Origin of the sequence: Rhodanobacter humi (assembly GCF_041107455.1) — a bacterium.
In the GTDB taxonomy this organism is placed as follows: domain Bacteria; phylum Pseudomonadota; class Gammaproteobacteria; order Xanthomonadales; family Rhodanobacteraceae; genus Rhodanobacter_A.
Genome location: NZ_JBGBPY010000001.1, coordinates 3,362,992 through 3,381,908, shown reverse-complemented (window position 1 = coordinate 3,381,908; position 18,917 = coordinate 3,362,992). Strand labels below are relative to the sequence as shown.

The following is an 18,917-nucleotide window of genomic DNA, read 5'->3' as shown; positions in this document are numbered from 1 at the left end:
ATCATAAGCTCGACCCCGGCCTCAACACGCCATCTGGCACCGGAACCGTCATGTCGACCGTATGCCCTGCCATGTCCCCGTTTTCGCCGCGCCGGCCGGCGTGCGTGCTGTGCCTGCTGGCCGCCGTGCTGCTGGTGCTCTCGCCCGGCCTGGCACGGGCCGACGATTCCATGGCCGGCGACGCGCCCGCTCGCCCCGGTCCGCGCGCACAGCTCTCTGGCGCGCTGCGACCCGCCGACATCCGCCGCGCCGCGGCCAGGGTCGCCGCCTGGCAATACGCTCGGGTGCAGGACCACGACAGCCTGGACTGGACCTACGCCCCGCTCTACCTCGGTTTCCTCAGCGCCGCCGACTTGCTGCACGAGCCGCGCTATGCGAACTACGTGCGCAAGGTGGGCGAGCACTACGACTGGGGCCTGGGCCCGCGCGTGCATCACGCCGACGACCAGGCGGTGGCGCAGGCCTGGCTGGTGCTGTACGCACGCACGCCCGACCCCGCGATGCTCAAGCCGCTGCGCGAACGCTACGACGCGCAACTGCGCATTCCCGACGACCCGCAGCGGCCGCTGTGGTGGTGGTGCGACGCACTGTTCATGGCGCCACCGACCTGGGCCGGGCTGGCCAAGGCCACGCACGAGCGCGCCTACCTCGACTACATGGACCGGCAGTGGTGGATCACCAGCGCGCTGCTGTACGACCCGGCGGAACACCTCTACAACCGTGACGCCAGCTACCTGCACCAGCACGAGCGCAACGGCGAGAAGCTGTTCTGGAGTCGCGGCAACGGCTGGGTGTTGGCCGGCCTCGCGCGCGTGCTGAGTCTGATGCCGGCCGACTACCCGCAGCGTCCACGCTACGAGCAACAGTTCCGCGCGATGGCGGTGCGGCTGGCGCAGCTGCAGGGCAAGGACGGCCTGTGGCGTCCCGGCCTGCTGGATGCGGCGGCCTATCCGCGCCCCGAAACCTCCGGCTCGGCCTTCATCGTCTACGCGCTGGCTTGGGGCGTGCACCACGGCGTGCTCGACGCGGCCGCGTATCGCTCGGCGATCAACCGCGGCTGGCGCGGCCTGGTCGGCGAGATTTACGCCGACGGCCGGCTCGGCGACATCCAGCCGATCAGCGCCGCACCGGGCGACTACCCGCCCGGCGCCAGCTACGTCTACGGCGTGGGCGCCTTCCTGCTCGCCGCCGGCGAAGTCGAGGCGATCAGCGAGGCAAAACCGCGATGAACACGCGTCGCCTAGTTCGACCGGTCGCGCTCGCCCTGCTCACCATCGCCTGCGCCACGGCACAGGCCGCCGACGCGCCGCGCTGGTGGTGCCCGCTCGCCGCGTCATCGCCCAGCGCATCCGACGATGCCGTACTGACCAGGGCGCTGGCGCATCTCGATGCGCAGCCGCACCCCATGGCGCACCTGCACACGCAGGGCCTGCTGCCGCGCCAGGGCATCCACGACGCCAGCGCCGAAGCCGAGCGCGACTGGCCGCTGGCGCTGGACGCCGCAGTGGCCTGGCGGCGCAGCGGTCAGCCCGCATTACTGCGGCAGGTGACGCGCTACCTCGATGCCTGGGCCGGCACCTACCAGCCCGACTTCAACCCCATCGACGAAACCAACCTCGTCGAACTGTTCCAGGCTTACGCGCTGACCCGCAACGCCCTGCCCGCATCCACGCGTGCGGCCATGACGATGCTGGCCCGCCGCATCGCCGAAGGCTATCTCGCGCGACTGCAGCGGAAGACCGGCTCCAGCTACATCAACGACATCAACAACTGGCAGAGCCATCGCATCAAGCTGCTGGCCATGTCCGCCGCCGTGCTGGGCGATCCGGCGCTGGTCGCCGCCGCGCGCGAACGGCTGATGCTGCAGGTGGCCGCGAACATCCGCCCCGACGGCAGCACGGTGGATTTCGCCCAGCGCGACGCCCTGCACTACGTCACCTACGACCTCGAACCGCTGGTGCAAGCCGCACTGGCGCTCTCGCCCTACGGCAAGGACAACCTGCTCGAAGCGCGCTCGGCCAGCGGCAGCAGCATCGCCGCCGCGCTGGATTGGCTGGCGCCGTACGCCGAAGGCAGGCGCGCGCACCAGGAATTCGTGCACACCCAAGAGCCGTTCGACATCGAACGGCAGCGGGCCGGACTGAAGGGTTACGGCGGCACGTGGGACCCGCGCAACAGCGCCGCGCTGTACGCCTATGCCGCCGTGCTGCTACCGCGCTACCGCGCGCTGGCCGCGCGGCTGGGCGCGGTGCCCATCGAGTTGCAGGCCTGCGCCGTATCCGGCGCCGGTCGATAGATCAGGGGAACCGAAGGCAGTCTGGGTTGGCCAGGCCACCGTCAGCTTTCATACCTCACCGGGAGTGAGAAATCGCGTGAATATCACCAAGCATGTTGCAAACCAAAATCGAAGCCGCAACCCAAGGACGCAAACATCACAACCAACGTGGCGAGTCGGCACGCAACTCGTACAGTCGACAGCACGCTCAACGCGAGCGGGAACCGTGGCTGCTGATGGCATCACCGAATTTGAAGCTCAGCCCCCGTCAACTCGTCACGCTATACGCTCGACGCATACAGATCGAACAGTCGTTTCGCGACCTCAAATCCCATCGTTACGGACAAGCCTTCGAGGACAGCCTTACACGCAAGGGCGCGCGAATCGAGGTAGTGCTACTGCTCAACACCTTGGCGGCATTCGTCACATGGCTCGTCGGCATGGTCTGCGAAGCGAGTGGCATCGAGCAATGGCTGACACCGTTTCGGTCGAAACGGCGTCTCGACTCGATCATGCGTCTGCGGCGCGAGGCACGGGTGCGACGATGGTCGAATGCGCACTTGCGTACGCTCCTCGACCAACTCCAACGTCTCTGTACGGCGCTGCTCGATCAACTGGGCGTACCTTCATGAAAACGCGGGGAAACCTCAGACTCTGAGCCCTGTTTTGCCTCCTGTTTTGCAAGGATGCTGGTCTCCTGCGCGCGGACGTGCCCACTCCGTCAGGCGGCTGCGCGAAGACGGGCGGTACTGACCAAGTTCGTGTCGATACTTCGGGAAAGAGCTGCTTATGAGCCACATAGATTCTGTGTCACGTCGCCAGTTCCTGCGTAACGCCGTTTGTGCCGGCCTCGTCGTGGCGACAGGCATTCACGCCAATGGCGCGACCGCATCGGCCGAAGTCGCCGCATCGGTCGAGATTCATGTCAGCGCGGCAAACGGCAACGACTCCGCTGCGGGCTCAGCTGCGCAGCCGTTGAAGACGATTTCCGCTGCGGCCGCCAAAGCCATGCCCGGCGACACCATCATTGTCCACGCTGGCGTGTACCGCGAGTGGGTGAAGCCGCCGCGCGGAGGAAAAGCGGACAGCAAGCGCATCATCTATCGCGCCGCGCCGGGCGAAAAAGTCGTCATCACGGGCTCCGACCTCTTCACCCATTGGGAGAGAGTCTCCGGCGACGCATGGAAGCTTGTCATCCCCAACGCCTATTTTGGCGAATTCAACCCCTACGCCGAAAAAGTACGCGGAGACTGGTTTGATGGCCAGGGACGCGAGCACCGGCGTGGCATGGTCTACCTGCATGGTGAGTGGCTCCCTGAAGCTGCGGATCTCGTCGCGGTGACGAAGCCGGCAGACGGAAAGCCGGCCTGGTTCTCGCACGTGGATCAACACAAGCAGGGTAGGGAGAGCGGGAACACGACGATTTACGCGCGCTTCCCTGCCGCCACCGATCCGAACTCCGGCGCCGTCGAGGTCTGCGTGCGCCCCACCGTCTTCACACCGGAAAAGACCGGCATCGACTACATCACCCTTTCCGGCTTCGAACTGCGCAATGCCGCGACGAACTGGGCCGCACCCACCATGGGCCAGCGCGGTCTCGTCAGCGCCTACTGGAACAAGGGCTGGATCATCGAGAACAACGAGATCTGCTATTCGCGTTGTTCCGGCATCGCGCTCGGCAAGTACTCCGACGAATTCGATGGCAAGCGTGGCACCACCGATGGCTACTACCTCACGATCGCCGACGCGCTCAAGACCGGGGGCTGGACGAAAGAGAACATCGGCTCCCACATCGTCCGCAACAATCGGATACACCACTGTGGCCAGACCGGCGTCGTCGGCAGCCTCGGTTGTGCCTTCAGCCAGGTGACCGGCAACGACATCAGCGACTGCAACACGCAACGCATCTGGAGCGGTGAGGAAATGGCCGGCATCAAGTTCCACGCCGCCATCGATGTCGTCATCGCCGACAACCATATCCATCACAATGGCAGCGTCGGCGGCATCTGGCTCGACTGGATGGCGCAGGGCACCCGCATCACCGGCAATCTTTTCCATGACAACAAGGGCTGTGACCTTTTCACCGAAGTCGACCATGGCCCCTTTTTCGTCGCCAACAACCTGTTCCTCTCGCCCGGCACCTATCAGGCGAATTCGCAGGGCGCGGCTTTCGCACACAACCTCGTCCTCGGCGCGATCGATATCCTCGCCGACGAGCGCCGCACGCCGTACATGAAGCCGCACTCCACCGAACAGGTTGCGCTGCACGATTGCCTCGCCATCGGCGACGCTCGCTGGATCAACAATATCCTTGCCAGCGCCGCCAATCTCTTCGGCTACGATGCCGCAGAAAACGGCTGGGATTGCCTCATGGTCGGCAATGTTTTCGCCGACAGCACATCCCCTTCACGATTCGACAAGGAATTGTTGTCTGCACCGATCTTCGACCCCGGCGCGAAGCTCGTGCAAAAAGCCGACGGGTGGTACCTCACCCTTGCCACCGACGAAAAATGGAAGCAGGCCGTGAAGCGCTCGCTCGTGACTACGGCACTGCTCGGCAAGGCGAAGATTCCGCAACAGGGATACACGCTGGCCGACGGCTCGTCGATGGCCGTCGATACCGACTACCTTGGCGCGAAGCGCGATGTTTCGAACCCCTTTCCCGGCCCCTTCGAAAATCCCTTGAATGGCGAAATCAGGGTTTGGCCTAAAGCCGCTCACCCTGGCATTGAGGCTCTTGCTGGCCAGGTTTAGTGACGTTTGACTTACCCCACAGAGCCGTACCGACGCCCCTGGTTTTGAGTAGCACTGCGGTTTCGAGTCCAATCTCTCAACTGACGGAGATTGGACGTGAAGAAGCGGTTTGCCGAAGAGCAGATCATCGGCTTGCATCACCGGCCTCCGCGCCACCCACGCCACATGCCTGCGCACGACCACAACGAACAAGCCATGAGCCACACCGCCATTGCCCACCGTCGCATGACCACCACCCGTCTTCGGGCAAAGCTGCCCGCCGTGCTCGTGCTCGTCGGCTGCCTCGGCATGCCGGCGTCGCATGCAGCCGACGTCACCACCGCATGGCACGACCAGCGCTTCAACGCGGACGTCGGTGGCGTGGTGAGCCGTTCCGACATCGTACTGAAGCACGCCAACCTGCGTGCCGACGAAGCGATGCCGCTGGGCAACGGTCGCCTGGGCCTCGCCGCCTGGTCGGAAGACGGCCTGACCCTGCAACTCAATCGCGCGGACACCTTGCCGGGACGCCTGTCGCCGGGCCAGGTCGTGTTCACTGGCCTCAAGCGTTTGGTCGAAGCGCCCGACTATGCGGGCCGGCTCGACCTCCACGACGGCGAGTTCCGCGAAAGCGGCGCGGGCATGCAGGCCGCGGTCTACGTGCAACCCGGCACCGATGTTGCCGTGGTCGAAGTGCACGGCGCCAATCCGAACGTGCGGCAATCGGTGTTGCTGCACTTGTGGCAACCGCGCAAGCCACGGGCCATCGCGCAACAGGACGTGGCCATCCTCGCCGAAACGTGGAAGGACGACAGCGAAGCCGGCGCGTCCGGGCGGACCTTCGGTTCGCTGGCCGCGATCACGGCGCAGGCCCGCGACGTGCAGGCGCAGGTGCAAGGGCCGCAGGCGGTGGAGCTGTCGTTCAAGCCGGACGCGGACGGCTCGTTCCGCGTACTGGTCGCTGCGCCCGCATGGAAAGGCAGCGATGCCATGCAGCGCGCCCAACAGCTGCTCGCCGACGCCGGCAAGATTCCCGCCACTGCGCACCGCGACTGGTGGCACGCGTTCTGGCAACGCGCCGGCCTGATGAAGCTGGGCTCCGCCGATGGCAGCGCGGAGTACATGGAAAACCTGCGCGCCATCGACCTGTACGCCACCGCCGCCGAAAGCCGTGGCCCGTTGCCCGGCTCGCAGGCCGGCCTCGCCGACCTGTTTGCCTCCACACGCGACCAGCATCGCTGGGCGCCTTCCGCCTACTGGCACTGGAACCTGCGCATGCAGGTCGCCGCCAACCTCGGCGCGGGCCTGTACGAGTTGAACGCACCGTACTTCAACCTCTACCGCAGCAACCTCGCGAACATCGAGGCGTGGACAAAGGTACAGATGGATGGCCGCCCCGGCGCCTGCGTGCCGGAAACCATGCGCTTCAACGGCCGCGGCTACGAGAACGAAAGCTGGATGGGCGGGCCAGGCATCAACTGCAGCGCCAAGTCGCCGCCGTATTACAACGCGCGCACACTGACCACTGGCGCCGAGGTGTCGCAGTGGATCTGGCGGCAATACCTCGCCACGCGGGACCGCGCCTTCCTCGCCGCGAACTACCCGGTAATGGCCGCCTCCGCGCGCTTCCTGCTCGCCTACGCCAAACCCGGCGCGGACGGCATGCTGCACACCTTCCCCTCCAACGCGCACGAAACGCAGTGGGACGTGCACGACCCCACCACCGACATCGCGGCGATGAAGGCGGTGTTCCCTATCATCATCGAGGCGGCGCAGACCCTGCACACCGATGCCGCGCTGGTCGCCGAGTTGCAGCAGGCGTTGCCGAAGATCCCCGCGTTCCCGCTGCAGCAAACGAGCGAAGGTACGGTGATCGGCCCGTCATACGACGCCGGCGCGGAAATCCAGAACACCGAGAACATCGGCCTCGAACCCGTCTGGCCCTACGGCCTGATCGACGACAGCGGCCCGCAGCACGCGTTCGGCGTGCGCACCTACCTGCAGCGCCCGAACAAGTTCGAGAACGACTGGAGTTACGACCCGCTGCAGGCTGCCCACCTCGGCCTTGCCGACGAAGTGAAAACCGCCCTTCTCACGCTCACCGGCAAATACCAGCAATACCCCTCCGGCTTCGCCAGATTCACCGGCAACGAGTTCTACGTCGAACAGGTCGGCGTGGTCGCCGCCACGCTGCAGGATGCGCTGGTGCAGGAGCACGATGGCCTGATCCGCATCGCCCCCGCGTGGCCGAAAGGCTGGAACGCCGATGCCACGGTCTACATCCAGCAGCGCAGCAAGGTCGACCTGCAGATACGCGATGGCGTGCCGGGCACGGTGGTGATCGAGGCGGGTGCCGATGCACGCATGAAGGTGCGCAATCCGTGGCCAGGGAAAGCGATCGAAGCTGTCGAGGCAGGCAGCGGCAAGCGCGTTGCCGAGGCCGACAAGCAGAACATGCTGAGCTTCGATGCCCAGGCCAGCAAGGCCTATCTGATCCAGCGCGTCGATCAGCCCAGCGCGAATCTTCCATATGCAGCCATCGACGGCAGCGCGGCCAGCGAACCGAAAACGCTGGGCACGAGGCATATCGGCTTGCCGTAAGGCCGCGGCAGCCAAAGTCGTCATCCCGACTTTCGCCGGGATGACGACTTGCAAAGAGCCGGCCTCGATACCTGTCTCAATCGTGCAAGCTGGTTGCCCCGCCAATCGCCGCACCACGCGTTCGATGGAAATCCAGCACCAGGATCTCGTTGACGCCTTTTCGCCACCACGGCGCGGGACAGTACAGCCGCTGCTGCGGCCCCAGGTTCCAGTAGCGCCCAAGCAGGTGGCCGTTGACCCACAGGTAGCCCTTGCGCCACGCACTCATGTCCACGTAGGCATCGGCTTCGACGTCGCGCGTGACCTCGGCGCGGAAGAACAGGCCCGGCCGATCGGGTGCCGACGGCGATGGCGCATTGCGCACGCGCTGCAGCAGCGCGTCGTCCACCGGGAGGCTGTACACGTCCCAATCCAGCAGCGTCTGGCCGTCCAGTTGCGCACCGCCGACCAGGCCCTTGCGGTCGTTGTATATCTGCGCGTTGCCGATGTGGCCGAAGCTGTCGATCAGCAGGTCGAGCACGCACTCCTTTCCGTCCAACGCAAACCTGCCCGCGGTGTGCAGGCCGGGTTTGACGACGCGCGAGACGTAGTCGACATAGTCGCCGTCCGTGAACACCGTGGCGTAGTCGTGCACACCGGTGAGTTGCAGTTGACGGCCGCGCACGCGCTTGCGGTAAAGCACCATGCCCTGGTTCTGGGCGAACAGTTCCTCGTTGGAGCGCGGCGCGTGCACCTTCTGCGGCGCCGGGAGAAGATCCCACAGCGAGGCCGCCGGCTTCGCCAGCACCGGATCGAAACCCGCGATGGGTGGCGTCGCCGGCACTTCGGGCAAGCTGTGCCGTGAGTGTTGCGCGAGCAATGCGCGGAAACGGTGATAGGCCGGTGCGGGCGCACCATGCTCGTTGATCGGCGAGCCATAGTCGTAACTCGTGGTCACCGCCGAGAAACCGCTGCCGTCCGAGCGCGAAATGCCGCTGGCGGTGAGGCCGAAGTTGGTGCCGCCGTGCACCACGTAGAGATTGAACGAGCGCCCGGCAGCCAGCAGCTGCTTCAGCGTCGGCTCGAAATCGTCCTTCGGGAAATCCTTCTCGCCCCAGGAGGAAATCCAGCCGGGATAGCCCTCGCCCATCCATACCGGACGGTCGCCGGCGATCACCTGCGCCGCGTCGAAATCGGTGTCGCCGTCCAGGCCCAGCGCCACGCCCGGCAGGTAGGTATGCGTGGACTGGATCTGGCTGAGTCCGTCGGAAATCGAGAACGGGCCATCGATGCCACGTTCCAGCCACAACTGGCGCAGCACTTCGAGGTAGCCGAGGTCGCGCCCGTACGAGGCGTATTCGTTTTCGATCTGCAGCATCAGGATCGGGCCGCCGTTCGCCACCAGCAGCGGCGCGATGCGCGGCGCGACGTGGTCGAAGTAGCGGCGCACCGCGGCCATGTAGCGCGCGTCGTCCCTGGTGCGCACGACGATGGTCGGGTCGCGCAGCAGGTACGGCGGCAATCCGCCGAAGTCCCACTCGCCGGCGACGAACGGACCGGGGCGCAGGTACACCCACATGCCCTCCTCCGCGCACAGGCGGATGAAGCGCACGAAGTCGCGCGCGCCGCTGGTCATGTCGAACACGCCGGGCTCGGATTCGTAGGCGTTCCACATCAGGTACAGGCTGACGGTGTTGAGGCCCATCGCCTTCGCCATGCGGATGCGTTGCCGCCAGTACACGGGCGGGATGCGGATCGGGTGCATCTCGCCGCTCATGATCTGGAACGGTTTGCCGTCGAGCAGGAACTGCCGCTTGCCGAAGCTGAAACGGTGCGGCTTGCCGTCGTTGGGCCGCGGCGCGTGTTCGTCCTGCGCGGGAAGCGCATCGGCACGCAGTCGGAAATCCGCGGCGAGCGTGCCGGCCACGCCGAGCGCGCCGAGTTTCAGGAAGTGCCTGCGTTGCATCGGTCTGTCTCCTATGGGTTCGGGCAGGCGGTCGGCACGCGGATGGGCAACGCGGGTTCGGGCTGGCCGTCCCTTGCGCCCGCCGCGCCCTGCACCGCCAACGCCGCCGTCGGCAGCGTTTTCAGGTAGGTGAAATTGGGTGACCACAGCTTGGTGGGGCCGGGGTTGTGCGGCTTGCCGGCGTCGTCCGTCCAGTTGTCGGTGATGCGCAGGTGGCCGCTCCACGAGGCCCAGGCGCTCACCCAACTGCCGAGCACCACGTTGTGTTTCACGTCGAAGTACGTGCTGTGCTCGTCGAGGTAGATGCCGTTGCCTTCGCCGCTATGGCGCATGTCGGCGACGTTGCGCACCACGCACGAGGTGCCTGGCGTCGATTGCGCCTGAGTGTAGATCGCGCCGCCATCGGCCAGTTGCAGCATCACGCGCTCGATGCGGTTGGCGACGATGTGGATGGACGACTGCACCGGCGCATCGCCCTCGTAATCCCAGCCCCAGCCCACCGAGATACCGCTGTACGGCAAGTCGCTGATGGTGTTGTGCGCGATGACGAGCCCGTTGACGAAACCGGCCATGATCGCCACGTTGTCGCGGTACGCCAGCGCCACGTGGTCGATGCGGTTGTCGGCGACCACGATGTTGGACGACTTGCTGGCCGGATCCGCAGGATGCCCCTCCGTATCGCCCGCGAACACGCCGCCACCGCCGATGTCGGTGAAGCGCGAGTTCGTCACCGCCGCGCCGTGCGTGCCTGCCGCCAACGCGATGCCGGCCGCCGCGAGATGCTGGAAGCTGTCGTGGTCGAATATGATGTCGCGACCGGCCTCCACGTCCACCGCGTTGCCTATGCGCGTCATGCCCTCGCCGTTGTCGGGCAGCGCGGTGCGGCTGTTGCCGTCGACCAGATAGCCCGCCTGCAGGGGCACGTAGCCATCGACGGATTCCGGCTTGCGCCATTCGGTACCGGCAAAGCCGATGCCGCGGAATACCAGGTCGTGCACCGGCGCCCCGGGCGTGCCTTTCAGCACCAGCAGTTGTTCCAGTGCGGGCAGTTCGATGGAAGGTACCTGCGTGGCTTCATCGGGCAACGGCCGATAGCGCAGCACGCGGTGTGCCGTATCCACCGTGTAGCTGCCGGGCGCAGACGGATCGCCGGCAAGGTTCTCGAACCAGTCCACGCCGGCGTAGTACTTGCCCACCGGGCTGGCCACCGACCAGCCGTTCTTGACCGAGTCCAGCGCGGCGTTGTGCCAGCACGGCTGGGCAAGATCGACGCGGCCCTGTCCCACCACAACCACGCCGCAGCGGAAATCGCGCCAACGCTCGTGCATCACCGCCAATGAGCCGACCTGCAAGCTGTGCAGGATCGCCCGCGGCACGTTCGACAAGCCCTTGGCATCCACCACGCAATGCGGGCAAGCCTCGCTGCGCGACGGCCAGCGGCGCTGGCCATCAATGTAGACGCTCGACGGTGCATCGCTCGACGGCAACGCGAAGCTCCACAGTGCGCCATCGCGCGTGCCTTGCACGAGCCGGCTGCCGGACAGCACCGGATGTGCGCCTGGCGCGGCCTGCCAGCGCACGGGACGGCCGCCTGCGCCGCTGTCCGAGGCATCGAATTGCAACGGCTGTTGCAGGCGATAAGTGCCGTCCTGCAACTGCACGGTGATGCCGTCGTGACCCTGGGCGCGCAACGCGCGTACCTGCGCCTGCACGGCCTGCAAGCTGCAGGGCGACGCGGCCCCGCAGGCGCCACTGGCCGAGCCCGTCGGGGTGACGCGCAGGGTCTGCGCATGGGATGCGAACGGCAACAGCAACAGCGCAGCAAGCGCAAGCCCGTGATGCAAAGCCCCTCTCCCCATGGGAGAGGGGTTGGGGGTGAGGGTTCGGACTTGCCGCAGTACCTCGCTCCGACCGAACCCTCTCCCGGCTGCTGCCACCCTCTCCCGGAGGGAGAGGGATTCACTCAGCAGTGTCTGCGCAAAAGGCATGCGCCGATCCAGGTGCATGGAGCTTTCCTCTTTCGATAAGCGACTCACGGCTTGCAGATCCCCAGCCGCCGTGTCACCTCGGTCGCCAGTTGCCACGGGTCACCTTGCGGCACCGTTGGTTCTGCCGCGCGTGAGACCGCCCACGCATGCTCCATCGCGTACCAGTCGATCTTCTCCGGTGGCCTGCCCGTCGCCAGCGACTGCTCCAGCGATGCGAACCAGCGCCGCCAGCGCGGTTCGTACAAACCGCTCACCAGGCCGGACAGCTCGCGGTTGGCGTAGTCGTGCAGGCCGCCTTCGTCGGCGCCCTGGCGTTCGCCCCACACGGTGATAATCGCGCGCTGGTCGTATTCGAATTGCGCCGCTTCGGCCTGGTTGCCCGCGTCCGCGCGTGCCGGCGCGAGCCAGTTGCCTAGCAGGAAGTCCGGATCGCTGGCGAGCAGGCGATCGAGCAGCGCCATGTCGCCCAGCCACTCGGTGGCCAGCGCGTGCAGGCGTCTGGCGTCCTTCACCCCCCAGGCCGCCTTGATCTGCGGCAGCAGCACACGGGCGTGGTTGGCCAGTGTTTGTCGCGCCACGTCCACCACATCGTGGCGGTAGGCGCTGGTGCTGCGCAGCGCGGGCGCCACCTGCAGCAGTTCGCAGATGGCCTGCCCGAAATGCGCGGCGTCGTAGCGCATCGCCCTGGGCGACCAGCTCGCCGCCGTGGACACATCCTGCGAAGGGCGCGCCTCGAACAGGCTGTCCTGCGGCTCCGAATCACCACTGGATGGCATCGCATAGGCGGTTTCGCCGAGGATGCGCCACGCGGCTTCGGCATGCGTGTCGATACCGCCGTAGCGGCTGTCGGCGTAGGCCTTGAACCATGCGGACTCATCGCTGGGCACCGGCTCCCAGGCCAGCGCGGTGAACAGGGCGAACGCCGCAGGATCGATGCCGCTGGCCTCAGGCATCCAGGCAATGCCGCGCAGCGTGCTGTTGGGCTTGTCGCGCCACGCGACGAAGCGCTTGAGCCACACGCCGGCATTTGCGCCCAGCGTACTGTGGCCGCCGAAGTTGGGGATGCTGCCGAACGCATACGGCGCGCCGTGCCAGTCCTGCTCGCGATCCAGCCCGTCGTAGCGGTCCGACAAACCGTCGACGATCAGCAGGCGTTGGTGATCCACCGCATCGATCACCGCCGGCAACGGGTTGTGCTGCCAGCCCAGCAACACCCAGCGCGCGCCCGGATGCGCCGCCTGCAACGCGGCCATCACGCCGCGCGCGGCCACGGCCACCGGCACGTCGCCGGCGCGGCCGCCTTCATGCAGCAGGTCCATCTTGTACATCGTGCTCTCGCCGAACAACGCACGCTGCTGGCGGTAGAAATCCGCCGCGACCTTCGCATAGAGCGGATCGCGCGGATCGAGCCAGTCGGGGCGATTGAAACCCACCCACGTGCCCTGTGGCACCACGTTCGCACCGGAATGCTTCGCCACGAAGCCCGGCGGCACGGTGCCGAACCAGCCGGGGAATACCGGCGTCATGCCAAGCTGACGCAGGCGCGCGACGATCTTCTGCGCCAGCGCCACGCGCCGCGCGTACTCCCGCGGCGACAGCGGCGCGTCGAAGCCGGACATGTTCTGCAGCAACCACCACGGCTGGTGCGCCGTGGCGGGAATCCACGCGCGCATCTCCGTATCGCTGTAGCCGAAATCCTGGAAGGTACGGCGGTACACCTCCTCGGTGCCGATCGTCATCAGCACTTCGTCGATGCCGTGCAGCGCGAGCAGGTCGATCTTGTGTTCCCACGCCGGCCAGGCCAGGTAGGCGTTGGAATAGCCGTCGTCGGTGTCGTTCAGCGCGTAACGGTCCGGTACCGCCGCGCGGTGCTCGATGGTCGACGCAGGCGCGGGCAGCGTGGCCGGCAGGCGCGCAAGGCTGTCGCCCGGCCAGCCGATGGCAACGTGCACCACCTGCTCCAAGTAGGTTTCCACGCCGGTGAGCAGCACTGCCGGCGAGGTAGCCGCCACCACGATGTGCCCCGGCGTGCCGGTGATGCGGAAGCGATCCGCACCATGCCCGCGATCCAACGCGACCAGGGTGAACTGCGCCTGTTGCCGTGGCAGCAGACGCTGCAAGGCCGCGCGTGCCGGCGCGATGTCGAAGGCCGGTTTCGCTGGCTCGGCGGCGAAGGCGGCGGGCACGCCGGCACAGACCAGCAGCAGGCAGGCCAGCCATCGTCGCAGTGCTCGTTTCATATCGCGTTGCCCGCAATCACGTCGCGGTAGAACTGCGAACTGAGCTTGGGCGTGCGCTTCTGCGTAGCGAAATCCACGTACGTGATGCCGAAGCGCTCGGAGTAGCCGCGGCTCCATTCGAAGTTGTCCAGCAGGCTCCACAGGAAATAGCCGCGAACCGGCGCGCCATCGACAATCCCGCGTTGCAGCTCGCCGAGGTATTGCCGCAGAAACATCACGCGGTCGATGTCCAGCACGCGCCCCTCGGCGTCCGGCGCCGCCGTGCTGGAGGTGCCGTTCTCGGTGATGTAGATGTCGCTGATGCCCAGCGCTTCCGCCATCAGCTTGGGCCCCCAGTACATGGCATCCGGCGCGAACTGGATCCAGCTGCTCCGCATGTTCGGATACGACGAGGGGAACGGCACGGCCTCGTAGCCACGCTCGTTGTCGGCCGCGATGTAGTAGTTGCCGGTGTAGATGTTGAGGCCCTGGAAATCGGTCTTGCTGCCGATGATGCGCATGTCCTCGGGCGTGAACTTCGGTGCATCCGCGCCCAGCGTCTTGAGGTACAGGTCGGTGTAGCGCCCGGTGTGCATGGCGGTGAGGTAGCCGGCGTTCTCCTCCACCGCGGCCTTGCGCGCGGCGGCCACATGCTCGGGCGCGTCGAAGGCCGGCATGGGCGCGTCGATGCCTTCGGCCGAACCCACCTTTGTCTTCGCGTTGGTGGCCGCGCGGATCGCCTGCACGGCCAGGCCGTGGCCCAGCAATGCGTGGTGCCGTGCCTGCTGCAGCGCCTGCCCTTTCAGCCCCAGTCCCGGCGCCATCGCGGTGCCGCCGTAGCCGTTGCCGATGAAGGTGCTGATCTCGTTCATCGTCATGAAGTGCTGCACGCGGCCATCGAGCTGGCCGGCCATGTAGCCGGCGTAGTCGGCGAACGCCTTGGCGGTGTCGCGATTCTGCCAGCCGCCCTTGCGCTGCAGCGCCTCGGGGAGGTCCCAGTGGTACAGCGTGCAATACGGCTCGATGCCCGCCGCGTGCAGCGCATCGACGAAACGCTTGTAGTAGTCGACGCCCTTGGGATTTGGCTGGCCGGTGCCTTGCGGGAAAATGCGCGGCCACGCCACCGAGAAGCGGTACGCGCCCACGCCGAGCGAGCGCATCAGGGCGATGTCCTCGGGATAGCGGTGATAGCTGTCGTCGGCCACGTCACCGGTTGCGCCATCCACGATCTTGCCCGGCGTGTGCGCGTACACGTCCCAGATCGACTCGCCGCGCCCGTCAGCCTTGACCGCGCCTTCTATCTGGTAGGCCGCCGTTGCGGTGCCCCAGGTGAATCCGGGGGGAAAGGCGAACCTGGCACTGGCGTCCTTTGCCGCAGCGGCGGTCGAGGCAGCTCTGCCTGGGCTCGTAGCCATCGCTGGAACAGCGCAAGCTGCAAGCAGCCCACCGATGGCCTGGGTGAATCTCCGACGCGACAACTGTGGATTCATGGAAAAACTCCCGCAGATAACTAAGGTAAGTACCTGGTATTTCAGACAGGGCGATTCAATCGAATGAATGACGCCTTTAGAGTGGATCGCTTTCGAACATGCCGACATCGGGACCGTATTGCAGGGTTTTCGAGCGCTCGCGCAGCGCGGCATAAGGAATAATTTGCCCCTCGGCGTCACGGGCCCTGCCCCGCCAGAATATCTGGCCGGCGGCGGGAATCACCCGTTTCAAAAGGTCATTGACGGTCTGTTTATAGGTGTAATCACGGTTGCCGTGATCGTTCCATACGCAGACCTGCCCACCGCGTGGAGCGTAAGGGCCAGGTTCGTCTCCCAGATTGCGGATCCAACCGTCATATAGCGCCGCACCGCCGCCCTGCACCCCATACTCGGTCGGGACGATGTACCACGTATCAGCGGACTGGATCCAATCAAATCCCGACTTGCCCCAGTTGATCCTGCCGCTTTCGAGCAGGTCGCCGCGGGTAATCCAACGCTGAATCACGAACGCATGGTCCAGCCCGTCTGCAAACGCGACGTCGTTCCCCCATACCTCCACAGTCTTGCCGTGCGCCTGCAGGAAATGTCCCAGACGGTTCTGGTAATCGATCTGCGCGGCGAGGCTGATTGAACCGTGGATAGAGCTGTTCACCTCATCACCGCCGATATGCACGACACGCGAATGGAACCACGGCAGGAATTCCGCCCACACCGACTCGATGTAAGCCAGCGTCGCCGGCTTGGTCGGATCCAGGGTGCCTCCGCGAGGCGATCCCTTGTCGTACGACAGCTCTGGCTTGGCAACAACAAAGGCCCCCGCATGTCCCGGGGTGTCGAATTCCGGCACGATGTGTACGGCGTTGGCTGCCGCCACGGCTTCCAGTTCATCCCAGTCGCGTCGCGTATAGGACTTCCCGTCCGCAGGCATCAATTTGCGAAAAGCAGGGTTGTCACTCTTGAGTCGGAACGAACGCGAGAACCACGAATGTTTGTCCTCGCCCCCCACCTGATCATTCAGATGAAGATGCAGGGTATTGATTTTGTACCACCCCATGAAGCGAATGTAATTTTCCAGAAACGCCACCGGAGCGAACTTGCGCCCGACATCGAACATCACAGCGCGTTCGGGGTAGCGTGGAAAATCGAGTGCGTAGCCGCGTGGAGCACTGCGGTGCCCGCCAGGCCCATGATCGTCCATCGTCATCATTTGCAGAAGCGTGCGCGTCGCGTAAAACACGCCGTTCACGGTATTGGCGCGTAACAGGGCGGCCCGATCTATTCGAAGCGTATAACCTTCGCCACCGATTTCCTGATTGGCCTGGTCTCCGCACGGCGCCAGACTCAACCCGATATCGCCTCGACGTGCCGTGTCGGCGACGACGATCGAAAGCCGCAGGCCCGAGACATCATTCAAATCACGAACCAGCTTGCTGGCCAGCGGCCTCAACGTGCCGGCACTGGCGGGTTCGATCACGATATGACTGGCGCTGGTGAGGTGCCACTGACCGACACTCCCGTGCCATTTGTACAACGTGGGAATGATCTTCGGCTGCGGATTCGAAGGCCCATTCTCGGCCGAATGAAATGTCGGCTCGCACCTCAAGAACTGGTTCGCATGCGCTGCCGCCATCGAGGTGCCGGAAACGCCGAGCAGCAGGCCAACCGTGGCGAGGCCGAGACGCCAGTGCCCGCGGCGGCGCGAGCCTGGCAGACGGAGATCAGTCATCGGCCTTGATCCTCCGGGTGACGGGATGGCCATGGTCGACGAGGGGCGCGAGTTCCACCGATTCGATCGTGGCTGGCAGGCGGTCGCCCTTGTGGAACGGTGCCAGCGGCGTCAGCTCCAGCTGCATCGCCCAGGGCTCGGCATGCGGGTCGCGGCTCACCCGCAGGTGCGCCGCACCCGCGCCCGTCGGCAGCGCCAACGTGTGCGGCTGGCCGTCTACCCAGACATCCAGCTTCGCCGATGCAAGCGCGTCGCGGTAATGCACGACCAGCATGTAATCGCCGGCACCAACACCTGCGTACCAGCGCAGCTTGTAAAGCGTGGGCGGATCGTCGTAGCCGTAGCCGTTGTAGTTGAGGAAGTGCTCGGCTTGCGCGGTCGCGAGGTTCACGCGACCGTCCGCGCCCGGCACCACGGCATCGGGTCGCACATGCAAGCTGCCGTCGAGCGGAATCGCCACCACCGGCATGTAGCCCGCATGGGCCAGACCGTCCACTTTCACGCTCGCACCTGACGCATCGACCGCGACGCTGCCGACAGCCGCCTGCGCATCGCCCAGCACGCGCCCCCGCCCGAAGCGGGTATCGACCACGCCGGGCAGGTGCAGCACGCCGTCCGCCGGCACCTTCGCCACGAACAGGTACAGCGTGTGCGCGCCCAGGGTGGCGTAGCCGAAGTCCAGCTTCGCGAACGGCGAGGCCCGCGTGCCGTAGACCGCCTCGCCACGCGGCCGCAGCCATGCGCCTATGCCGCGCAACACGTCGGCCTCGTAGGGCACCACCGAGCCATCGCCTTCCGGCCCGATGTTGAGAATGTAATTGCCGCCGGCGCTGACCACGCGGACCAGCCGCGCGATGTTCTCGTGGATCTTGCCGGGCAGGTCCTTGCGCACCTGCCAGGAACGATAGCCCCAGGTGTCCGGGAACATCGACGCGGGCGACTGCCACGGCTCCTCCATGCCCTCGTGCGGTTCGCTGTTGTCGCCCATCACGGTGAAGTCGCCCTGGTGGTTCCACACGCGCCCGGAGACCATGGTCTGCGGCTGCAACGCGTGCACCGTACGGGCGAAACGCGCGCTCTGCGCCGGCGTGGGCTTGCCCATGTCGAACCACACTTCGCTGATCGGACCGTAACCGCTCATCAGCTCGCGGATCTGCGCCACGTTGAAGTCGGCCTGCGCCGGTGTGATCGGGTTGTCGTTGTCGGGGCGGTACTGGCCGTGCATCCAGTGCCAGTCGATGGTGGAGTAGTACACGCCGAACGGCATGTGCGCCCGCGCGCAGGCCTCGGCCAGCAGCTTTACCACGTCGCGCTTGTACGGGGTGCTGTCGACGATGTTGTAGCGGTTCTGCGCGGTATGGAACATCGCGAAGCCGTCGTGGTGTTTGGCGGTGAGCACGATGAACTTCATGCCCGCGGCCTTGGCCAGCGCCACGATCGCATCGGGATCGAACTTCTCCGGATCGAAGCGCTGCGCCAGCGCTTCGTACTGGGCTATGGGCACCGGCGCGAAGGACTGGATCTGCTCGCTGTAGCCCTGGGTGACGCGCTTGCCGTCCCACACGCCGCCCAGCTGCGAGTACAGGCCGAAGTGGATGAACAGGCCAAACTTGCGCGCCTGCCAGGCTTGCACAGTGGCGACGTCAGGCCGTGGCTCGCCCCGCGGCAGCGGTTGGTCGCTGACGGTGGCGGCAAACAAGGTCGCCGGAAGCAGGCACGCCAGCGTCGCTGCCAGTGCCGTTCGCATAATGGTTTTCATCGGTCACTCCTCTTTTGCGCTTCTGTTGCAAGCGACAGAGCAGTTCGATCGTACGACGAAGTTTCCCTCTCCCTTTTAGGGAGAGGGCCGGGGCGAGGGGTGGGTATTCGCGACAGCCTTTCGGTTCCGCACTTTGGTTCGCCTGCGGCGGGCTTTCGATCGCCTTCCGGCGCCCGAGTCA

The 18,917-nt window shown here is 65.9% G+C and carries 11 protein-coding genes; 5 read left to right on the top strand and 6 right to left on the bottom strand.

The window, feature by feature from the left end:
* Positions 1-71 precede the first annotated feature (71 nt).
* The 5 genes from AB7878_RS15050 to AB7878_RS15030 all read left to right on the top strand — a co-directional run bounded on the left by AB7878_RS15050 (position 72) and on the right by AB7878_RS15030 (position 7,609).
* Positions 72-1,229 (top strand): glycoside hydrolase family 88/105 protein, encoded by a 1,158-nt coding sequence (locus AB7878_RS15050; protein ID WP_369495139.1) that lies wholly within the window; start codon positions 72-74, stop codon positions 1,227-1,229.
* Complete coding sequence (locus tag AB7878_RS15045; RefSeq protein WP_369495138.1) at positions 1,226-2,296, top strand: alginate lyase family protein; 1,071 nt, start codon at positions 1,226-1,228, stop codon at positions 2,294-2,296. The genes AB7878_RS15050 and AB7878_RS15045 overlap by 4 nt, the downstream gene beginning before the upstream one ends.
* A gap of 92 nt (positions 2,297-2,388) precedes the next feature.
* Positions 2,389-2,907, top strand: coding sequence for a transposase (locus AB7878_RS15040; RefSeq protein ID WP_439653805.1), 519 nt, complete (start codon positions 2,389-2,391; stop codon positions 2,905-2,907).
* A 157-nt stretch (positions 2,908-3,064) separates the two neighbouring features.
* Positions 3,065-5,029: a right-handed parallel beta-helix repeat-containing protein gene (locus AB7878_RS15035; protein WP_369495137.1), complete on the top strand. Its 1,965-nt coding sequence runs from the start codon at positions 3,065-3,067 to the stop codon at positions 5,027-5,029.
* A gap of 195 nt (positions 5,030-5,224) precedes the next feature.
* The gene (locus AB7878_RS15030; protein ID WP_369495136.1) at positions 5,225-7,609 is read left to right on the top strand and encodes a glycosyl hydrolase family 95 catalytic domain-containing protein; all 2,385 of its coding nucleotides are present in this window, start codon (positions 5,225-5,227) and stop codon (positions 7,607-7,609) included.
* Between the two features lie 76 nt (positions 7,610-7,685).
* Here the strand turns inward: AB7878_RS15030 and AB7878_RS15025 are convergent, their stop codons facing one another.
* The 6 genes from AB7878_RS15025 to AB7878_RS15000 all read right to left on the bottom strand — a co-directional run bounded on the left by AB7878_RS15025 (position 7,686) and on the right by AB7878_RS15000 (position 18,736).
* The gene (locus AB7878_RS15025; protein ID WP_369495135.1) at positions 7,686-9,554 is read right to left on the bottom strand and encodes a beta-galactosidase; all 1,869 of its coding nucleotides are present in this window, start codon (positions 9,552-9,554) and stop codon (positions 7,686-7,688) included.
* An 11-nt stretch (positions 9,555-9,565) separates the two neighbouring features.
* Positions 9,566-11,362, bottom strand: a complete 1,797-nt coding sequence (locus AB7878_RS15020; RefSeq protein ID WP_369495134.1) for a right-handed parallel beta-helix repeat-containing protein — start codon at positions 11,360-11,362, stop codon at positions 9,566-9,568.
* Positions 11,363-11,586: 224 nt separating this feature from the next.
* Positions 11,587-13,782 (bottom strand): alpha-N-acetylglucosaminidase, encoded by a 2,196-nt coding sequence (locus AB7878_RS15015; RefSeq protein WP_369495133.1) that lies wholly within the window; start codon positions 13,780-13,782, stop codon positions 11,587-11,589.
* Positions 13,779-15,176 (bottom strand): GH1 family beta-glucosidase, encoded by a 1,398-nt coding sequence (locus AB7878_RS15010; RefSeq protein WP_369495132.1) that lies wholly within the window; start codon positions 15,174-15,176, stop codon positions 13,779-13,781. Before AB7878_RS15010 ends, AB7878_RS15015 begins: the two co-directional genes overlap by 4 nt.
* Positions 15,177-15,327: 151 nt before the next feature.
* The gene (locus tag AB7878_RS15005; protein ID WP_369495131.1) at positions 15,328-16,977 is read right to left on the bottom strand and encodes a family 20 glycosylhydrolase; all 1,650 of its coding nucleotides are present in this window, start codon (positions 16,975-16,977) and stop codon (positions 15,328-15,330) included.
* Positions 16,970-18,736 carry an alpha-L-fucosidase gene (locus AB7878_RS15000; protein WP_369495130.1) on the bottom strand — a complete coding sequence of 589 codons (1,767 nt, stop codon included), beginning with the start codon at positions 18,734-18,736 and terminating at the stop codon, positions 16,970-16,972. The genes AB7878_RS15005 and AB7878_RS15000 overlap by 8 nt, the downstream gene beginning before the upstream one ends.
* Positions 18,737-18,917: the final 181 nt, after the last annotated feature.

Coding starts and splice junctions, on each gene's coding strand:
- AB7878_RS15050 (WP_369495139.1), top strand. CDS start 72: ATGTCCCCGTTTTCGCCGCGCCGGCCGGCGTGCGTGCTGTGCCTGCTG.
- AB7878_RS15045 (WP_369495138.1), top strand. CDS start 1,226: ATGAACACGCGTCGCCTAGTTCGACCGGTCGCGCTCGCCCTGCTCACC.
- AB7878_RS15040 (WP_439653805.1), top strand. CDS start 2,389: ATGTTGCAAACCAAAATCGAAGCCGCAACCCAAGGACGCAAACATCAC.
- AB7878_RS15035 (WP_369495137.1), top strand. CDS start 3,065: ATGAGCCACATAGATTCTGTGTCACGTCGCCAGTTCCTGCGTAACGCC.
- AB7878_RS15030 (WP_369495136.1), top strand. CDS start 5,225: ATGAGCCACACCGCCATTGCCCACCGTCGCATGACCACCACCCGTCTT.
- AB7878_RS15025 (WP_369495135.1), bottom strand. CDS start 9,554: ATGCAACGCAGGCACTTCCTGAAACTCGGCGCGCTCGGCGTGGCCGGC.
- AB7878_RS15015 (WP_369495133.1), bottom strand. CDS start 13,782: ATGAAACGAGCACTGCGACGATGGCTGGCCTGCCTGCTGCTGGTCTGT.
- AB7878_RS15010 (WP_369495132.1), bottom strand. CDS start 15,176: ATGGCTACGAGCCCAGGCAGAGCTGCCTCGACCGCCGCTGCGGCAAAG.
- AB7878_RS15005 (WP_369495131.1), bottom strand. CDS start 16,977: ATGACTGATCTCCGTCTGCCAGGCTCGCGCCGCCGCGGGCACTGGCGT.
- AB7878_RS15000 (WP_369495130.1), bottom strand. CDS start 18,736: ATGAAAACCATTATGCGAACGGCACTGGCAGCGACGCTGGCGTGCCTG.